The organism is Companilactobacillus halodurans (assembly GCF_009600995.1).
GTDB classification, from domain to species: domain Bacteria; phylum Bacillota; class Bacilli; order Lactobacillales; family Lactobacillaceae; genus Companilactobacillus; species Companilactobacillus halodurans.
Genome location: NZ_VDFO01000048.1, coordinates 1 through 19,414 on the forward strand (window position 1 = coordinate 1; position 19,414 = coordinate 19,414).

Genomic DNA, 19,414 nt, shown 5'->3' on the forward strand with positions numbered 1-19,414 from the left:
TCGAACATCTAAAGGGCATGAATGGTGTCCTTTTTTGGTGTTCTTAAATGGTTATTACTAATAAATGGTATACAAAAATAAAGTTGATGGCAAAATACCTATCAACTTTATTTATCGTACAGCCAATTTTTTTTAGTTTTTAGTAATACCAATCATAACGGCACCAATGATAATCAAACTTAAGCCGATAACTATCTTTATTTTCTCAGAATGAGTTTTCTTTTCGTGCAAGAAAATCATGCCACCTAAAGTAGAAACGACCACATTCAACTGCGACATCGTAAAACCGACTGCGACACCATTGATTTCATTACTCAATAATAAAGCTAAATTAGCAACCGCAAAGCATAATCCAGTTGGAATATTTTCAAATGTTTTCTTTGAAAAGGCCTGATTATCCTTTTGAGTGATTACCAGAATAAACATCGTCACGACCATTGAAACAGCCTGTGGGAATAACATATCCCAGCCGTTCAAGTTGAATAAACGAGGAATGATGGCATATCCCATCATCCCAATTGTTGAGAAAAACAACAGGATAAAACTTTTTTTCACATTGGCCTTATCGTAGTTGCTATTTTTCTTCATGGAAATTACAATAACTCCCAAAATAATTACTAAGATAGCACTAATGCCTAAGATAAATTGCCAATTAGTCGTCCATTCTTTGAAATATATGGCACTCACTAAAGTGGTTCCTAACAACTGTTCACCAGTGCTGACTGGCATCGTAATCGTAACTCCGACCAAATCAAAAGATTTCACTTGCAGCATCTGTCCAAAACACCAAAAGATCCCGCAAAGCAATGATCCAATGATTAAATTTTTTGAAATATTATTCGGTCGGCGAAATATCAAGACTAACAAAGAAAAGATAATAGTTCCTAAAACCATTCCCATAACTTTATTAGTAAATTTTCCGCCAACTTTTTGCATAACTAACGCTTGTGCGCCCCAACCTATAGCTGGAACTAGTGATAATAAGATTGCTCCCATTTTCCCTCCAAAAAGAAAAGAGCACTCTTTTAAAAGTACCCTCTTCATTCAAGACTAATTAAACTTGATTGCTTGATAGCCTGATTTATCCAATAAAATATTTTGTTTGAATTCTTGATTATCAATCATATGTTCTTTAGCAATGACTAAATTCAAATTAGAATCAGGTTCTCCATGTACTTCTACACTTTCAATTTTAGTGTTCTTCCATGTGACGTCAAATTTGATATTGTCACGTGCTCTCAATCCACTAAATTTCCCGGTATTCCAAGCACTAGGCAAAGCTGGCAATAATTCAATATAATCATTTTGACTCTGAAGCAACATTTCACAAATACCATTTGTTGCTCCAAAATTACCATCAATTTGAAATGGTGGGTGATCGTCGAACAAATTATTCAAAGTTGAATTCTTTAACATACCAGTCAGTTCTTCATATGCCTTATCGCCATCATGCAATCTAGCAAAGAAATTAACTAACCAAGCAGAACTCCAACCAGTTCTCTTACCACCGACAAAACCAGTTTTAGTCCAACTGTTGATGGCATCGTTTCTCGATTCATGACTTAAATATGAGCCATTTTCGAGTCTCCTCTTAATCGTTACCTTCGCGGCATTGATTAATTCAGGTGTTTTGTCTTGGTTGATTTCATTGCCAGGAAAAAGTCCAAACAGTGGTGAAATATGTCTGTGTCCTGGTTCCACTTCATCATAATCTTCAAGCCATTCTTGAACTTGACCGTGCTTGCCAATTTTTGTTTCTGGCAACTTCGATTTCATTTCTTGAACTTTTTGTGAAAAGTCACTGGAATCATTAACGATTTTGGCACTCTTAATACAACAACTGAAGAAGTACCGAAGGATTTGATTATCGATTGTAGGTGAAAGGCAAACATTACCTTGTGTGCCATCTGCTAAACGGTACCGGTTTTCGGGGGAAACGGATGGGCCAGTTACCAGATGACCATTATATTCAAATAAGTAATCCTCATAAAAAAGAGCCGCTTCTTTCATAATCGGATAATTTTTAATCAAGAAATCCTTATCGTTACTGAACAAGTAGTGTTCAAAAATATGCGTACATAACCAAGGAACTGTCATTGGCCAAATCGCTGCACCGATAGTATGAGATTGTGGGGCTGTATCAAAGAATCCATCAGTATTATGATGTGCTGTAAAACCTCTGGCTCCATACATTTTTTTAGCAGTGATACGGCCGTTTGGTCTCATATTGTCCAACAAATCAAACAATGGTTCTTCCATTTCGGACAAATCACAAGGTCCACTCATCCAGTAATTCATTTGCATGTTGATATTGATGGTAAATTTAGAACCCCAAATCGGATTAGTATTTTCTGACCAAATACCTTGAAGATTAGCTGGCAAACCACCTGGCTGACTAGAGGAAATCAAGAGGTATCTGCCATAATCGAAGTATAACTGCAATAAATGAAGGTCAGTCTGACCATTCTTTACTTGTTCCAATCTTTTATCAGTTGGTATCTCGTCAATTTTTGACTCATCGATTTGTAACGCTACCCTGTTGAATAGCTTTTGATAAGTAGCAATATGGTTCTTCGTTTCAAATTCCCAATCGACTGCTGACAACTTATTAAGATTTTTTTGGCAATCCAAATCACCATCTTTTTGAGAATAGTTAGTGTCAGAAGTTAATAGAATCGTTGCGGAAGACAAATTTCTTCCAACAATAGTTTCACCAATGGTTTCGACTGTTCCTGCATCAGCTATCAAACTGCATCCAACTTTGAAGTGAGTACCGTTTCTGCCGCCGGCACTAGCACTCATGATGATGCTGTTGTCTGAAATTTTATTTACTTGGTCGCTAAAACGTTTTTCTCTACCTAATTGGAGGTTTAAATTCAATTTATTAGGCTTAGAACTTTGATATTTAATGACCAAGGCATGATATTTCTTGCTAATGTAATAACTTCTTTCATATTCAATATCATTAATTTGATATTGAACAGAAGCGATGGCTTTATCTAAATTCAAATCACGTTGATATGCTTTTACTTCATCATTTTCAACATCGATTTGGTCGATAAACAATTCGCCCATAAACTCATAATGGCTTTGATCTCTAGGGGTCCCAAACATTGATAGCTTCATCAATTCCTGAGCTTGAGTGACTTTTTGTTTCATCAACAATTTTCTGACTTTATTGAGGTATTTACTTGAATCAGGATTGTTTCGGTCTGCAGGTCCGCGATACCAAATATCTTCATTATTCAAACTAACGATTTCATTTCTAACGTTGCCATAAACCATTGCCCCTAGATGACCATCCCCTAAAGGCAATGCTTCATTCCAATTGTTGGCGCTTTGTTTGTACCATAATTTCATATTAAAGCTCCTTACTTAGCAAGAACGTGAATCCAAACTAATAGAATTGAGAGAATCATGATTCCAAAAATCAAGATAACTGGATTTTTCCCTTTGTGAATCAACTTGTAAATTCCAAGCGTTACTAATAGAGGGATAATCTTTGGGAAAATATCGTTAATAATTTTATTTAGTGAAATTGTCAATCCACCTTGAACGAACTTAAGTCCAAGTTTTACTGTAACCATTTGAGGAATTAATCCACCAACTAAAACTAATCCTAAAGCAATGGCCATATTAGTGATTCTGTCCAAAGTCCCTTTGCTGGAACTCTTTTCAATCAATTGTGAACCACCAGTGTAACCAGCTTTTAAACCAAAGTACTTCAATGGAATATTGATAGCATTAAACAGTAATAGAGAAATCAAAATACCTAATGGATTACCAACTTTACCGTATGAAGCACCTAAACTCATACAAATAGGAACTAAAGTCAACCAGATAAGACTGTCGCCTAATCCTGACAAAGGACCCATCAAACCAATTTTGATACCAGTTGTCGTTTCGGCACGATCGTTACCATCTTCTTCTTCCAAAGCTGAGGTAACACCTAAGATAAATGGTGCCATTGATTGGTGAGTATTGAAGAATTCAAGGTGTCTCTTCATAGCTTTTGACATGGCAGTCTTACTTTTTCCATAAAGCTTTTTCAAAACAGGTAGGATTGTGTACAAGAATCCTAGGTTTTGCATACGTTCATAATTCCAAGAAGCTCCATAAAAGAAACTTCTGGCAAAGACTTTGTTTAATTCTTTTTTACCAACTAATTTATTTTTTGATGATTTACTTGAAACTTTATCTGTCATAGGTCGTAATCCTCCTCATCGTCATCAGACTTATCTGAATCTTGTTCGGTGTCTTGGGTTTCTTCTCCACCTTCTGCAGTTTCTGCTGCAGGTTCATTCTTTGATTTGATCATGTCATAGAAGTAAGCAACGATAACGCCAACTACGGCGATACCAACGGTTGGCATATTACCAAAGGCTGAACAAACGAAACCAATTAGTAAGAAGACCCACATACCTTTCTTGAGCATCATATTTAACAACATCGCAAAACCAATTGCAGGTAAAATGCCACCAGCGACTGATAATCCGTTCATAATGACATTAGGAATCTTGTCGAACAATGCGGCAACATATTTACCACCTAGCATGACAGCTAAGAAGACTGGAACGACTTTGAAAATAACGATTGTCGCCAAACTCAAATAATGATAAAGACCAATATGATTTATTTCCCCAACTTCAGCATCTTTTTGAGCTTTATTTAGGAAATAGATATCTGCTGTTTTAGCTAAAACATCCAATTGTTGAGTAATGACAGCAATAGGTACGGCAATAGCAACTCCGGCTGTTGCACCTTTTCCTGACATTATCCCAAAAGCTGTACCAACAATGGCACCTGTAATAGTATCTGGTGGAGTATAACCACCAATACCTGTAACACCTAACCACATCAATTCCAATGTGGCACCAATGATTAAACCTTGTGTAAAGTTACCCATAACCAAACCAGCCATTGCACCAGTTATCAGTGGTCTGTGTAAGAGAAACAATGGACCGTTATAATCAACCGTGGCAATAACAGTTATGAGTGACAGTAAAATAGCTGTACCAAACATAATTTGTCATCCCCTCAAAGAAATTTTTTAATATCTGTAATACCGTCGTTTGGAACCATTTGAATCTGAACATCAATGCCTTCATCAATGATCTTTCTAAAGTAATCCTTATCCTCATCTCCTAAGGCCACACCAGCTGTTACTTTTTCACGTTCATCATTTTTACCCATTTGACCAACATTCAAGTAAGGAATCTCTACGCCGTTGTCGACACATTCGAACACATCCTTAGGATTTGTAAAAATCAACATCGTTGTTCTCTTGATTGGGTTCTTCTTATAAACTCGAATGAATTTTTCAACTCCAAAGATAACGATTCTTACACCAGAAGGTGCAGTCATTTTCAAAACAGATTCTTGAACTTTATTTTCAGTAACTTTATCGTTTACGATAATAATTTGTTCAATATCATTTTTCTTGACCCAAGTAGTCACGACCTGTCCGTGCACCAATCTATCATCAATTCTTACAAATTTAATTGCCATTTTTATCTTCCTTTCTACAATGAAATATCTTCATCAGTTTCTTCTATATCGGTTTTATTTTTTTCTTCTGAAAAGATTTTGATACTGTCTTTAGAACAATCTCTTAAATCTTTAACAATGGAATCTAATTTTTCGTTGCTTTTAGAAACAGCTTCTAACACGAGTGGCAAATTAGTTCCTGTCACCATGTCAACATTATCTTTATCCATGATAAGTTGAGCGATAGCGTTATAAGGAGTTCCACTGAACAAATCGATTAAAAATAAATATTCTTCATCGTCATCGTTCATGGCTTCTTTATACTTACTTTTCAAGTCGTCAATGGTATCGCCTTGAATAAATGGAATTGCTGAAATATCTTCAGTCTTACCAAATATCATTTCACAGGCACTCAACATACCTAACGAAAATTTCCCATGTCCACTAATTACAATCTTTGTCATTTCCTTTTCCCCTTTCACCTTTATATAAGCAATATCGGTGCCAAAAAGTGTATCAATTTCTCAAAGGTTGCTATCACGCGACTTAAAAAAGTCAAAAAAAATAAAAGCAGCTCAGAGTGAAACACTTTTTATACACTCATGAGTTGCTTTTAATACACTGTTTATACACTGTTTAATATTTCGCAAATAAACAGTTTCTCATCTTTATCTAAATGTAAGTCTAGCTTATTTTCCATCGGGTTAATCGTTTGATTCAACAATGGCAAGAAACTCGCTACTTCTTTAGAGACTTCATCATCATAATGAATAGGATTTTTACTGACGCATCTTTCAAATGAGAATGCTGTGTGAACGACTAATTTAACAATCGTTGAATTGTTAAAATTCTTTCCCATCTGAATTTGTAATTCTTTAATCCAATCCATTAGCATCTTAATAATCCGCGTTGGATTCAAATACAAGAGATATTTATTAAGCGTATCTAAGCAAATATCGCTGATGACCATCTTATTAGAATTAGTCCTCTTGCTATTAACTTTTACTCCTAAGACCCGTTTCAATTCATCTTCTCCATGACCAGAAACTAATTCTTCCAAAGAAACAAAAGGAACGTTTAACTTAGGATCTTTAGTCCCAACGCTTGCAATAATTTGATAATTCTTATCTACTTTGGCAACTGAATCTTTTAAATGTAATGCGGAAGCCCGAATAACTTTCACATTGTCGTCAGAATAGTGAATTATTATATCATTTAAAAATTGTTCAATCTTTTTGGCAGTCCCTTCGCCAGTAGTGCAAATGGACAAAATGACTTTTGTTTTACCACTGGTTGCAAGTTTATACGAATCGGAAAAGTCTTTGGAAACTGATTCATAAATACCGTTTAAATCTAAATTCATATAATTAATTTTCCGAACTGTATCTAGAACGATACTGGTCGTGACATTAGGGATAGTTTTTAACTTGATGCCAGTTTTTTTCATCAGCTTATTTTCCATCATATTCAAAGAACCCATATCAACTAACATCAAAACGCCTTTGCCATTATCGATTGTTTTAATTTTTTCAACTAAACTATCGAATAATTCTTCTGGTGAAATATTCAATGGCATATCAAGCGAGTAAATTGGCGCTGTCCCTAATAATTCTTTTGAAACTGCGACCATTGAAGTTGCAGTTGAATTTCCATGAGCTGCGACCAAAACGCTAACAGTCTTTTTATCATCGAATTTTTCAATCGAATTAATCAACATTGTCAGGTAAATGATTTCCATTTCTGGCAAATCAATGTTGAGCTTTTTATTTATTTGTTCCGCAAATATTTGGGCAACATGATATTCGCTAGAAAAATTATTCTTAACATCTTCAATATTGATATTCTCAACATTGCTTTCTTGTTTATCACGTTTGTAATACGAATCAATATGCATCCCAACATAATACAAAAATCTACGGTCAAATTTTACTTTTAATTCTTTCTCGCCAATTTTTTTCAATTGAACTGTCAAATCATAGACTTTGGGATCAATGAATTTTAAAAGATGATAATTAACGCTATTTTTAGAAATAAATTTATTCACATGCAGATGCAAATCATTCAAAACGTATTTATAAATCTGATCACTTTTCATACCTTTTTTCTTTAGGTAATTATATTTTTCTTCAATCAAATTATAAATATTAGAATCATCATACTCATCTAATTCATCTGATTGGCTCACTCCTGGGGAAATCACCGTTACAATGTCGACATACTTCGATATTTCTTTGGATCTTTGAATATTTTGACTGCTGGATAACCAATCATCTCGTATTTCTTCTGGCAAATCCTTAATAGCAATCCTAATTTCAGTTTTATTGTAAAGATTATTTAAAAAGGCTTGAGCACAGGTCAACTGAATTTGTGACTTCAACTGACCGACATTGCCGTAATTGACCGAATGAATCAAGGCATTGATAACGTCCATATCCACTCTGAAAGATTTTTTAACTCTTTTAGATTCTTGTAACATCAAATATTTGATTAATTCTACTTTTTCTTTCATCCCACGGTCTTTTAACGATGGTATCTGAATCGTCATTGGAATCCGTCTTAAAAAAGTATCAAGCATTGTAGAGCTTGGGTTCTCAGTTGTGGCACAGATAATTAAAACATTAGCTTTTCTCTTAGTACCATTATCGCCTAGACGACTGAACATCCCATTATCAATCAAATAAAAGAGCATTTCTTGTCCTTCGGGAGTTAACCGATGAACTTCATCAAGTAAAAGAATGCCGCCATCAGCTTCTTCAACTAAACCTTTGTGATCTTCATCAGCACCAGTAAAGACCCCTTTACAATAACCAAATAGTTGCGATAACAATAATTGCGGATTCTGATAATAATCAGCGCAATTAAAACTTTTAAATGGTGCATCTGCTGACAACAAATGTTCATAAACCGCATATTGATAAATTTTATTAGCAAAATACGTTTTACCAGAACCAGTAGGTCCTAACAACAACATATGCAAACCATGTGGAGGATAAAATACGGCAGCCTTAGCCTGAGAAATAGGCTTTTTTAGGCTGCCATCATATCCAATTATTTCTTCAAAAGGATCATGTGTTTCTTTAATTTTCTCTTGAGGTTTATTTTCCGAAAGGTCTTTTAATTCTTCAATATTACTGAATTCTTGTGTTGGCAATTGCGACACATTAAAAAGTTTCTTTATTGAATCTACTGGAATATAACAAACTGGATAAGATTTGACCTTAACTAGCTCACCCTGTCTAAATAATTTATTAAGGTCGGCACTGACATTTGAACGACTTAGTCCCAATTTGTCAGCTAAGGTGGAAGCTGAAATACCACCATTTTCAATCAATGTTTCTTTAGTTAAATTATTGAATAAATTTGAAATTTCACTAGCAATTGTTTCTATCCTTCTCATATGCTTTCCTTCATTTCTGTTCACACGATGAAACCGATTACTAATACCATATTATAATCAAATTAATCAAAAATAAAATTTTTATTTTTATTAGTTCCCAGTTTTGCTTTAATTTTTGTCCAAACTTATACTTGTGATGAATAACTTAAAGGGCGTGAAATCATGGCAATTAAAAAAAATCAAATTTGTGTAGTTTGCGGCAATCGTTTCACAATTATGGAAGGACTCTTCTTACGTGACTTAAGCGACCTTCTAAAAGAACAGGTTTTAAAGGTGAATAATGACGCCAGGGAGTCGTCATTTATCTGTTTAAAGGATATGCAAAAACTGCGTATTTCAAAAATGCAGGGTATCATCGACCAAGATCTCAACATCGATCACCAAATGAGCGACGAATTAAAAAAAGAATTAGCTAAAGACACTTATGTCATCAAGAATATTAATGACACCGTCTACGGCAAACGAACTAAAGGCCAAAGAATGGCCGATGCAGTTGCCAAATTTGGCGGTAGCTGGGGCTTTATTATCGTCTTCACTGTTATTTTAGTCATTTGGATGGCTATCAACATCGTCCATTTATTTGGAATTAATTTTGACCCCTATCCTTTTATTTTATTGAACTTATTCTTGAGTTGCGTGGCTGCTATTCAAGCACCAATTATCATGATGAGTCAAAACAGACAAGCTGACCGTGACCGCTTCGATTCCGAAAATGATTACAAGACCAACACTAAGTCGGAAATGGAAATCAGGATTCTTCACAAGAAGCTCGACCAATTGAATGAAGTGCAATGGCCTCATATCCTCGATATTCAAAAGATGCAAATTGAAGTCCTTAGCGAAATAGAAAATGAAATTCAATCACTTAAAGCCAATAATCAACACGAAAGAGACCGCAATACGAGACACCCTAACAGACGCAACTAAAAAAACACTGGAATCAGACTAATTCCAGTGTTTTTTCAATACCAATATTATTTTTAAATAATTTCTTTAAACCAAAGACGACGACAACGCCCATTATTCCGACAAAGAGACTTGTAAACAATACCCCAAATAGTTGCACGGATAATAATTTTATCCCGCCTCCATAGAAAAAACCATTATTGACGACATCTTTGTTAACTGAATTCGTTGCAAACAGCCCAACGCAAATTGAACCAATTATCCCACTAACACCGTGACATCCGAAAATATCCAGATAATCATTTAAATGCCATTGATACTTTAAGTAATTCATAAAATAGAAACTACCGATAGTTGAGATTATGCCAATTAGAAACGCTCCAAAGATTGTTACATACCCAGTTCCAGGAGTGATTCCAACTAAACCGCAGATACTGCCGGTACAAATACCTGTCAAACTGACTTGAGATTTGAATTTTTCTTCGAGAATCATCCAAGTGACTAGTCCTGAACAAGCAGCAATCGTCGTTGTAAAAAAGGCATTAACTGCTTGAAAATTAAGTTTCAAAGCACTGCCAGCATTGAATCCGTACCAGCCGACCCATAAAAGGATTGTTCCTAGTAAAATCCAAAGCGAATTTCCAGTAACTTCTTCGTGATTGTATTGATAAGGCTTGCGCAACATAACGGCTAAAATCAAAGCTGTTAAGCCGGCGTCGATATGAATAACTGTCCCACCAGCAAAATCTAATACACCCAGCTGCATCAAGAAACCATTGGGCGACCAGACAATATGCGCTAATGGATAATAAATCAACAACGACCATAAGATTACAAACCAAATGACGAACCTGATTCGCGTTCGACTAGCAACGGCGCCTAAAAATAGAGCTGGCGTTAAAATCGCAAACATCATTTGAAAAAGTAGATAAACGGCTGTTGGCAAACCAGTATTGCCATAATTAGACGATAAGTCTACACCTGATAAAAATAGATGGTGGAAATTTCCAATCAGTCCAAAGTTATTGCCTTCAAATGACGCTGAAAATCCAATAATGATCCACAATAAACATGCTATTCCAAACATCAAAAAGCTATCAAACAAAATCCTTGTCACGTCGCGCTTTGGAACGAAGCCACTGTAGAATATGGCAATGCCTGGGACCATGATAAAGACCAGTATCGCTGAAAGAATCATAAACAGAGCATTCATAACAATCACATTCTTTTCGTCTGAAGTTCCCTCTTCATTTTCAGCATTGTATTATATTTTTTATTTTATGTATACCAATTTGAATTACTCGGTTCATAATTATTTTTAAAAACATATTAAAACACTATAATGGGCGATATAAAAATAGCTTGTTTCCAGATTCTTCAATCTTGGGGAGGTTATCATGGAAAAGAAAAAATCAACTTTATCCGCTATCGGCATGCTGATAACACTCGGCATCGTCTATGGCGATATTGGAACTTCACCTCTTTATGTTATGAACGCAATTATTAGCGATGCCGGAACTATGGCTGATGTTAAGCCAGAATATATTCTCGGCAGCGTTTCTTTGATTTTTTGGACTTTAATGCTGATTACCACTATCAAATACGTTTTGATTGCCATGAAAGCTGACAACAATAATGAAGGTGGCATCTTCGCTCTTTACGCCTTAGTCAAACCACAAGGAAAATGGCTGATTATTCCCGCTTTGATCGGTGGTTCCGCCCTCTTAGCTGATGGAACCTTGACCCCGGCCGTAACGGTAACTTCAGCGATGGAAGGCGTCAAAGGTCAACATTTTGGCAACTTAACCTTTTCTAATCAACAATCGACCGTTTTAATTATTGTAACGGTGATTTTATTGACCATTTTTATCATCCAAAAATTTGGCACTGATAAAATTGGCCGTTCTTTTGGTCCCATCATGTTAATCTGGTTTAGCTTTATCGGTCTGGCAGGCTTGCTCAATCTTTTTAGCGATTTTGGCGTTTTAAGCGCTCTTTCACCAGTTTACGCAATCAAAGTCCTCTTTAGTCCTGTTAACAAAGTCGGTATTTTTATATTAGGGAGCGTCTTTTTGGCTACTACTGGGGCTGAAGCACTTTATTCTGATATGGGGCAAGTCGGCAAACGAAATATTTACGCTACTTGGCCTTTTGTCTGTTCGATGCTGATGCTCAACTACTTAGGACAAGCTGCTTGGGTGATTGCTAACTCTACTAATAATCAGTTCAAGAACATCTCTGGCATCAATCCTTTTTATGAAATGTTACCGGATAATTTTAAAATTTTTGCCATAATCATTGCTACATTAGCAGCCATCATTGCTTCTCAAGCCCTCATCACGGGCTCATTTACATTAGTTCAAGAAGCTATCGGTTTGAAGATTTTGCCGCTTTTGAAAGTTAAATTCCCTGGCAAAGTTCAAAGTCAGCTCTATATCGAATCAGTCAACTGGATGCTTTGTATAGTCACAATCGGCATCGTTTGGGGCTTTGGGACTTCAGAACACATGGAGGCAGCCTATGGCTTAGCAATCACGATGACAATGTTAATGACAACTTTATTGCTGCACCAATTTTTGCTCATGAAAAAGCACCCACTATGTGCCAACATTTTCTTGGTCGCTTTCTTTGCTCTTGAAAGTTTATTCTTACTTTCCAGCCTAGTTAAATTCATTCATGGTGGTTATGTCACTGTTATAATCACTCTAATAATCCTTAGTGTGATGGTTATTTGGTACTTTGGAAACAAGCGTCGCGATGCTCATATGGCCGAAAGCGAAAATGTCTCTTTACTCGACTTTATCCCACAATTAGAAAAGCTGAGTAAAGATCAATCCATTCCAACTTATTCAACTAATTTAGTCTACATGACCAAGTTAGGCGACGATTACTCAATTAAACGTTCAATCATCTATTCCATCCTTGACCAACAACCTAAACGAGCCAAAGTCTATTGGTTCATCACCGTTAACCAAACCAGCGCTCCATATGAATGCAACTACACAGTTGACATGATGCATACCAGAAACGTTATCAAAGTAAATTTGAATTTAGGCTTTAAAAAATCTCAACACGTCAACATTTACATCCGCCAAATCATCAACGCTCTATTGGACAAAAAAATCATCGACGACCAAACACCTAATTACTCAATGGTACCAAAACGCCGCGTCGGATCCTTCAAATTCATCATCCAAAACCAGCAATTCCAAGACCTAGGAGCCCAAGACTTCATGAGTGGCTTGGACAGATTATTGATAGGAGGAAGAATCCTATTACAAGACATCACAATCCCACCAGCACTATGGTACGGCTTGGAATTTAGCGATGTTGTAGAAGAAAAAGTTCCATTGTTCTTAGGAATTAGGCAAGATCAGTATTTGACAGAAGCTAAGATCAAAAATACAGAGAGCGAGCAAGGGCGCCCAGCCCACGAGGATTAAGACAATTTCACAGCTTGGCTGCGGAGCAGACGAGATGGGAAATAGGCTTAACCGGAATGGGTTGCCCTTGCGCAGCTCGTTTCAGCATACTTAGCAAATAAAAAAAAGAGACGATGGTTATTAAAAATATCATCATCTCTTTTTTATGTATTACTCACCGTTTTACCATCGTTACAATCAAAAAAATCTAAACAACCTCAGCACCCAAACTATCCTTAAAATGTCCCAAAGCCCAATCATGTCCAGCCTGATTAAACGAAGCCACGCAATCCTCATGAACCACAATCTTATAATTCAAATTGTAAGCATCGACCGCCGTATGCAAGACACAAATATCCGTACAAACACCCACTAAATGCAAAGTGTCAATCTGTCTTTCCCGCAAACGAAGGTCTAAATCAGTCCCCGCAAAGGCGCTATAACGAGTCTTATCGAACAACTTAACTTGTTCTTTATCATCATGTTCTTCAAACCAATTCTTTAAATCGCCATACAATTCTCTACCCCAAGAATCTCTAACATTATGAGGTGGGAAAAGCTTGGTTTCCGGATGATATGGATCATTTGGCTTGTGAACATCCGTTGGCAACCAAATCCAATCATCGTTTTGATACATCTCTTTTGCTAACTTCAAAATATTTGGTGCAATCTTACGTCCCGGTTCGCCGCAATTCAAGACCCCATCTTTAGCAACGAAATCGTTGGTGTAATCGATAATCAATAACGCTTGATGTGAAGACATAATAATCTCCTGCTTTCTGCCTATTTTTTGTATACATTTTTATTATTAAGGAAACTTTGTCTACGTCAATATTTTTGCATTTTATTATTATAAACTATCAATAATTATAGACATTTTAGAAGTAAGCCATCTCAATTACTTAATAACCAAATCCCCACTAAAAAACATATGTTATAATCACCCTAAATATTAAAGAAATAGGGGCTTTAATATGCATAAAAATAGACGTGGACCAATCAATAAAGTATTTCTCACGATAGCACTGATTGTCGTTGTCATTTTTGCGGCTGTATTGACTTATTTCACTTGGAAAATGCCAAGTATCAATCAATCAGTGCCAAATACTGCACAAACTCAACCTAAGGCTAATTACAGTGCTATTAAGAAAAATATCAATAAGAAGTTCAACCAAAATGGTCGCGTGGTGCAAATCAAAGAGGAACATAACATCAATGACCAGACTAGCAACAAGCCCCATACTGTCATCATTATTAAGCTGACTGATCCGCAAACTCAGAAGTATTTAAAAGCTTCCTATGAAGCGGTTCAAAACAATCAAGCGTCTGATGATCAAAAAGTTTATATTCACTCGATTCAAAATATTGTTTCCACTCAGGCTAAGAAGTTAGCTAATAATTACGATGTCATCCAATTCGTCTATAAAGATGGCAAGAAATATGTCCCTGTTGCCAGTTCCCAAAAACACAAAGACTTAATCAAACCGGTTAAATTAAGCAACTAACAAAAATGACCTAGCAATCGTCCAATTGACGAGTACTAGGTCATTTTTTCATCCCTTCGATATAGTTCAAAATGTATCTTCTGATAGACTTTTTTTAAACTATCATACAGTTGCTTTAAAGATAAAAAATTAATCTTTGTTATCCTCTTTTTTAACTGTTGTCTCATCGAATTTGATGATTTTTTGAGCAACTTCTTCTGGTTTTTCCAACATAGCTAAATGTCCGGCACCTTTGATGTCTTCGATTTGTAAGTCAGGAACACGACCAATTGATGCTTTGGCATCTTTGATCCCATTTTCGGTCAAAACTTGATCTCCGTCACCAAATAACGCAAGGGTCGGAATTTTGACTGCACGAAGTCTCTTATTTAGAGCTTTTTCTTCCAAGTAAGCAGTCGACATCTTTTGTAGTTTTTTAGCTGCTTTATGTTCTACTGCGTTGGCGGCTTCATCGACTACTTTAGGATTCTTCAAGGTCGTCTTATCAAAGTTCTTATCAAAGAACATCCCTGCTTTCACCGGAGATTTTGCGAGCTTTCCTAACAATGGAATACTTGCTACGGATGAATGTGCGTCCATATCAGCGTACTTATCATTAGCTGGTGTGTTCAACAAGATTAACTTAGAAATCGTGAATCCACGCAATTCTGCCATGTTTAAGGCAACTAGTCCACCGACTCCGTATCCAAAAATAACCAATTGGTCAGTTATCTTCATTCTGGCGATTGCTTCAAGCATATTCCAAGCTTGTGCATCAATCGTGTAGTGATCATTTTTTGCTCCAGTCGACTTGCCTTGCCCTAATAAATCAAGTGCAACGACGGTATATTTGTCTTTTAAATAGGGGATTATTTCATTAAAATACTCAATCGATCCGTTAATCCCTGGAATTAGGACGATAACGCCTTTGCCCTTTTGGGATTTAACCAAATTAGTATTTACACTGCCCTCGGACGTAGATAATATTTTTTCCAAATTTATTCTGCCTCTTTAGTTTTTCTCTCTTATTAAAAAATATACCTAACTTATGAAGATTTTGCATTGATTCTGGCGATTTTTAAAATATTTTTTACTTATCGGTTTTATTTTATTGACAATCTAGTGAAAATGCATTAGATTGGACTAGACCAGAAAGATAGAGATGGGAGATTATAAAATGAATATAATTAAAGTTAAAGATCAACAAATGGGCGGTAAAGAAGCTTTCGAAATCGTTAAAAATGATATTGAAAACGGAGCTAAGGTGCTTGGCTTAGCAACTGGTAGTAGCCCAATCACGCTTTACAATGAAATGACAAGTAGCGACATTGATTTTTCAAACATTACTTCCGTTAACTTGGATGAATATGTTGGCTTACAACCTGATAACGAACAAAGTTACCACTACTTCATGAAAGAACATCTCTTTAATAAGAAACCTTTCAAGAACTCATATGTTCCTGATGGTTCAAATCCTGACGCAGAAGCTGCTACTAAAGCTTACGATAAGATTATCGAAGATAATCCTATTGATCTCCAAATTCTCGGTATCGGTAGAAATGGTCACATCGGTTTTAACGAACCAGGCTCACCATTCGATGGCACAACTAGAAAAGTTGGTTTAACTGAATCAACAATCGAAGCTAACACACGTTTCTTCGATGATGAAAAAGACGTTCCTCGTTTTGCCTACTCAATGGGTATCGGCTCAATCATGAAAGCTAAGAAAATCATTCTTGTAGCTTATGGCAAGAACAAAGCCGATGCAATTGCCGCAACCGTTGACGGTCCTGTTACCGAAGATTGCCCAGCAAGTGCTTTGCAAAATCACCCTGATGTAACAATCATTCTTGATGATGATGCTGCTTCAAAACTCAAATAAGACAAATTAATTTACAACATCTAGCCATCAAAGTGGATTTCCACTTTGATGGTCTTTTTTTGGGGTACAATATATTATGTAACCTAAAAAAAAGATTGGAAGGCGGTTATTTGCAAAAACAAGAACATAAGATACAAGATGTCAGCAATGGAGATATTCACGATTACGATTCGATTCTAAAATACTTCAATGACCAACCAGCAGTTCAAGATAAAAAAGACGTTTATAAGTCTATTACCTTTGTAACGACCGGTATCATTGAGTATGACGGTGGACAAACAACGATGCTTCACTTAGGAACGTTATTGAGTAAAAAAGGATATGACGTTTACTATCTAAGCTATGTTCCACAAACTACCGAAGAAATGGAAGCAAACGCTGAGGCAAACTATCACAACTATCAAGGGACTTGCTTGAGTATGGATGTACTTGATACTCACAAATCTGATATTTGGTTTGCAACTCTTTGGGAATCAGCTTACGTAATTAAGAACAAACCGGGTTACAAGATGTACTTCGTTCAAGATTACGAGCCTTATTTTTATCCCTTCGGTGACCGTTATCAAATGGCCAAGAAATCTTACGAGTTAGGGTTACACATGATTTCACTCGGACCATGGTGTGCCAAGATGGTTCAAGACAACTGTTCAGGTCACAGCAAGATTGATCAGATTACTTTCCCTGTTGATTTGGAAAGCTATCCTTATCAAACTAGAGATTTCGATGCTTACGCAGGCAAAAAGACTTTTGATTTAGCTGTTTATACTAAATGGGTCAGCCCTCGTCGAGCACCAATCAATATTCAATTGGTTTTAATGAATACCAAGAAAATCTTGGAAGAACGCGATGGCGTGAGATTAAATATCCACTACTTCGGTTCAGACAAGGATAAGAAATTCATCAATGGTGAAAACTTAGGTAAACTCACCAAACAACAAATGAGAGACCTATATGACAAGTGTGATTTCGGTATTGCTCCTTCGATGACCAACTTTTCACTTGTACCCTTTGAAATGATGAGCACTGGTTTGCCGTTTATCGACTTCAAGGAAGGCACCGGCAAGTACTTCATTCCTAAGGATTGCAGTTTTTCACTCAACTTTGACGAAAATGCATTAGCTAACCTCTTCATGACTGTTCAAAATGATGTCAGCTACTTGAAAGATAACAATACTAATGCGCAAAAGTATTTAAAGACTATCCAATGGTCACATACTTTGAAAGATTTCGTTAATATTATCGAAAGCATTTAACGTAATTTACCCTGAGATATTGACAAGATACTTAGTGAACCAGTAACCTAGACAAGTTGTGTTTAGGTGGTAAATTATGAAAGAAAAATTATTTAAAAAGGCAGATTTTAAAGAATTTGCCGCAGGTGATGCTCAATTCGAGAAGATCCTAACGCGTGGAAATCTCATTTCCATGGGAATCGGTGCCATTATTGGTACCGGTATTTTTATTCTACCGGGTATCGTCGCTTATGGGACAACTGGCCCCAGTATCACGATCTCTTTTATTCTGGCGGCTATCGTTTGCATCTTAACGGCGATGTGTTTTGCGGAATTATCTTCAACTTTTCCGGTTGCCGGTAGTACATATTCATACGGAAGCATCATTTTTGGCCAATTTCCTGGTTGGTTGATTGGCTGGGCTTTGTGTTTGGAATACACCTTAGGCGTCTCAGCTGTTTCGTCTGGTTTTTCAGCCTACTTCGTCAGTCTTTTCAATAGTTTTGGCGTCGTTTTGCCCAAAGCTTTAGTTGGACCCTTTGATCCTAGTAAAGGTACGTTCATTAACTTGCCAGCGATAATTGTCTTAATTTTGATTTATCTATTGCTGCGTCGCGGCATTCAAGCTTCGGCACGAATGAATACAGTCATGGTTTTCGTTAAGATTGCTGTTATTTTAACTTTTATCGTCATCGGACTTTTTTACATCAAGCCAGAAAACTATCATCCCTACTTTCCTCATGGTGGCCTTGGCGTCGTCAAGGGAGCGGCTTTAGTTTTCTTTGCCTATTTAGGATTTGATGTCATTCCGTCGTCAGCACCAGAAGTCAAAGATCCGCAAAAAAATATTCCTATCAGTATCATGGTTTCTTTAGCCGTATGTGCGATTTTATACGTGATTTTGTCAGCTGTTTTGACAGGAATGGTCAACTATAAGGATTTGAATTACGCTGATCCAGTCGTTTACGCTTTGAACTTCGTAAAACTAGGCAAAGTGGCCTTCTTAATTACAGTCGGAGCCTTAGCTGGGATGTTTACGATGATGCTGAACACCGTTTATGGCGGGTCACGCTTGATTTATGCTCTCGGTCGCGATGGCATGATTCCAAATAATTTTGGAAAAATCGATTCAAAAGCTAAAACGCCTATCTTAGCCTTAAATACGATTACCATTTTGGCTATTTTGCTAGGTGGTTTCGTATCTTTGAATGAGCTAACGAGTTTGGTCAACATTGGGACCTTAGTATCCTTTACTTTCGTCGCTCTTGGAATAATCAAGTTGAGACATCGTTCTGATGTCCCTAAAAGTGACTTCAAAGTTCCCTTTTATCCTTGGTTGCCAATCATCTCAGTTGTGTTGTGCGTTCTTTTAATGACGCAAGTAAGCATCAATTCATGGATTGCCTTTATTGCGTGGTTCTTGATTGGAATAATTGTTTACTTCTGTTATGGATATCGAAAAGTTAACTAAAAAATCTGGCTCTTTGTCAAATCGTATTGATGAATGATTTTTGAGCTTATTAAGTACCCTCATTGAGGGTACTTTTTTTATGCGCAAATCAATCTTATTCTCTTAATAAAATGGTCAAGATTTCTAAATCCAT

Annotated in this window: 16 protein-coding genes; 6 read left to right on the top strand and 10 right to left on the bottom strand. The window is 36.4% G+C overall.

All coding sequences use genetic code 11. The annotated features are described in order from the left end of the window. Window positions 1-132: 132 nt before the first annotated feature. The 7 genes from FHL05_RS11000 to FHL05_RS11030 form a co-directional block, all read right to left on the bottom strand. On the bottom strand, window positions 133-996 hold the full coding sequence (locus tag FHL05_RS11000) for a GRP family sugar transporter (protein ID WP_153386852.1): 864 nt from the start codon (window positions 994-996) through the stop codon (window positions 133-135). Window positions 997-1,050: 54 nt separating this feature from the next. Then, window positions 1,051-3,360 (bottom strand): glycoside hydrolase family 95 protein, encoded by a 2,310-nt coding sequence (locus FHL05_RS11005; RefSeq protein WP_153522710.1) that lies wholly within the window; start codon window positions 3,358-3,360, stop codon window positions 1,051-1,053. 11 nt (window positions 3,361-3,371) lie between these two features. Further along, window positions 3,372-4,205, bottom strand: a complete 834-nt coding sequence (locus FHL05_RS11010; RefSeq protein ID WP_153386643.1) for a PTS system mannose/fructose/sorbose family transporter subunit IID — start codon at window positions 4,203-4,205, stop codon at window positions 3,372-3,374. After that, the gene (locus FHL05_RS11015; protein ID WP_162000290.1) at window positions 4,202-5,026 is read right to left on the bottom strand and encodes a PTS sugar transporter subunit IIC; all 825 of its coding nucleotides are present in this window, start codon (window positions 5,024-5,026) and stop codon (window positions 4,202-4,204) included. Before FHL05_RS11015 ends, FHL05_RS11010 begins: the two co-directional genes overlap by 4 nt. Before the next feature lie 11 nt (window positions 5,027-5,037). Then, complete coding sequence (locus FHL05_RS11020) at window positions 5,038-5,508, bottom strand: PTS sugar transporter subunit IIB (RefSeq protein ID WP_153386639.1); 471 nt, start codon at window positions 5,506-5,508, stop codon at window positions 5,038-5,040. 14 nt (window positions 5,509-5,522) lie between these two features. Continuing rightward, a complete protein-coding gene (locus FHL05_RS11025; RefSeq protein ID WP_153386637.1) occupies window positions 5,523-5,951 on the bottom strand; it encodes a PTS sugar transporter subunit IIA in 429 nt (142 codons plus the stop codon). 161 nt (window positions 5,952-6,112) lie between these two features. Then, a complete protein-coding gene (locus tag FHL05_RS11030) occupies window positions 6,113-8,884 on the bottom strand; it encodes a sigma-54-dependent transcriptional regulator (protein WP_153386635.1) in 2,772 nt (923 codons plus the stop codon). A gap of 162 nt (window positions 8,885-9,046) precedes the next feature. Between FHL05_RS11030 and FHL05_RS11035 the strand changes: the two genes are divergently transcribed. Next, window positions 9,047-9,811, top strand: coding sequence for a DUF1003 domain-containing protein (locus FHL05_RS11035; RefSeq protein ID WP_153522714.1), 765 nt, complete (start codon window positions 9,047-9,049; stop codon window positions 9,809-9,811). A gap of 13 nt (window positions 9,812-9,824) precedes the next feature. Here the strand turns inward: FHL05_RS11035 and FHL05_RS11040 are convergent, their stop codons facing one another. Continuing rightward, window positions 9,825-11,003: an ammonium transporter gene (locus tag FHL05_RS11040; RefSeq protein ID WP_153522717.1), complete on the bottom strand. Its 1,179-nt coding sequence runs from the start codon at window positions 11,001-11,003 to the stop codon at window positions 9,825-9,827. A gap of 184 nt (window positions 11,004-11,187) precedes the next feature. Here FHL05_RS11040 and FHL05_RS11045 point away from each other — a divergent pair, with 184 nt between their 5' ends. Further along, window positions 11,188-13,233 carry a KUP/HAK/KT family potassium transporter gene (locus tag FHL05_RS11045; RefSeq protein ID WP_153522719.1) on the top strand — a complete coding sequence of 682 codons (2,046 nt, stop codon included), beginning with the start codon at window positions 11,188-11,190 and terminating at the stop codon, window positions 13,231-13,233. 187 nt (window positions 13,234-13,420) lie between these two features. Here the strand turns inward: FHL05_RS11045 and FHL05_RS11050 are convergent, their stop codons facing one another. Further along, window positions 13,421-13,975 (bottom strand): cysteine hydrolase family protein, encoded by a 555-nt coding sequence (locus FHL05_RS11050; protein WP_153522721.1) that lies wholly within the window; start codon window positions 13,973-13,975, stop codon window positions 13,421-13,423. 211 nt (window positions 13,976-14,186) lie between these two features. On the opposite strand from FHL05_RS11050, the gene FHL05_RS11055 reads away from it, so the two are divergent. Beyond that, window positions 14,187-14,717, top strand: coding sequence for a hypothetical protein (locus FHL05_RS11055; protein WP_153522723.1), 531 nt, complete (start codon window positions 14,187-14,189; stop codon window positions 14,715-14,717). A 129-nt stretch (window positions 14,718-14,846) separates the two neighbouring features. Here FHL05_RS11055 and FHL05_RS11060 read toward each other — a convergent pair whose 3' ends face one another. Continuing rightward, entirely contained in the window at window positions 14,847-15,692 is an 846-nt protein-coding gene (locus FHL05_RS11060; RefSeq protein WP_153386626.1) for an alpha/beta fold hydrolase, read from the bottom strand. A 181-nt stretch (window positions 15,693-15,873) separates the two neighbouring features. On the opposite strand from FHL05_RS11060, the gene nagB reads away from it, so the two are divergent. The 3 genes from nagB to FHL05_RS11075 all read left to right on the top strand — a co-directional run bounded on the left by nagB (window position 15,874) and on the right by FHL05_RS11075 (window position 19,281). Then, a complete protein-coding gene (gene nagB, locus FHL05_RS11065; protein WP_153386624.1) occupies window positions 15,874-16,578 on the top strand; it encodes a glucosamine-6-phosphate deaminase in 705 nt (234 codons plus the stop codon). A gap of 110 nt (window positions 16,579-16,688) precedes the next feature. Then, entirely contained in the window at window positions 16,689-17,831 is a 1,143-nt protein-coding gene (locus FHL05_RS11070; RefSeq protein WP_153386622.1) for a glycosyltransferase, read from the top strand. Between the two features lie 76 nt (window positions 17,832-17,907). Next, a complete protein-coding gene (locus tag FHL05_RS11075; protein WP_153522725.1) occupies window positions 17,908-19,281 on the top strand; it encodes an APC family permease in 1,374 nt (457 codons plus the stop codon). Window positions 19,282-19,414: the final 133 nt, after the last annotated feature.

Coding starts and splice junctions, on each gene's coding strand:
- FHL05_RS11000 (WP_153386852.1), bottom strand. CDS start 996: ATGGGAGCAATCTTATTATCACTAGTTCCAGCTATAGGTTGGGGCGCA.
- FHL05_RS11005 (WP_153522710.1), bottom strand. CDS start 3,360: ATGAAATTATGGTACAAACAAAGCGCCAACAATTGGAATGAAGCATTG.
- FHL05_RS11010 (WP_153386643.1), bottom strand. CDS start 4,205: ATGACAGATAAAGTTTCAAGTAAATCATCAAAAAATAAATTAGTTGGT.
- FHL05_RS11020 (WP_153386639.1), bottom strand. CDS start 5,508: ATGGCAATTAAATTTGTAAGAATTGATGATAGATTGGTGCACGGACAG.
- FHL05_RS11025 (WP_153386637.1), bottom strand. CDS start 5,951: ATGACAAAGATTGTAATTAGTGGACATGGGAAATTTTCGTTAGGTATG.
- FHL05_RS11030 (WP_153386635.1), bottom strand. CDS start 8,884: ATGAGAAGGATAGAAACAATTGCTAGTGAAATTTCAAATTTATTCAAT.
- FHL05_RS11035 (WP_153522714.1), top strand. CDS start 9,047: ATGGCAATTAAAAAAAATCAAATTTGTGTAGTTTGCGGCAATCGTTTC.
- FHL05_RS11040 (WP_153522717.1), bottom strand. CDS start 11,003: ATGAATGCTCTGTTTATGATTCTTTCAGCGATACTGGTCTTTATCATG.
- FHL05_RS11045 (WP_153522719.1), top strand. CDS start 11,188: ATGGAAAAGAAAAAATCAACTTTATCCGCTATCGGCATGCTGATAACA.
- FHL05_RS11050 (WP_153522721.1), bottom strand. CDS start 13,975: ATGTCTTCACATCAAGCGTTATTGATTATCGATTACACCAACGATTTC.
- FHL05_RS11055 (WP_153522723.1), top strand. CDS start 14,187: ATGCATAAAAATAGACGTGGACCAATCAATAAAGTATTTCTCACGATA.
- nagB (WP_153386624.1), top strand. CDS start 15,874: ATGAATATAATTAAAGTTAAAGATCAACAAATGGGCGGTAAAGAAGCT.
- FHL05_RS11075 (WP_153522725.1), top strand. CDS start 17,908: ATGAAAGAAAAATTATTTAAAAAGGCAGATTTTAAAGAATTTGCCGCA.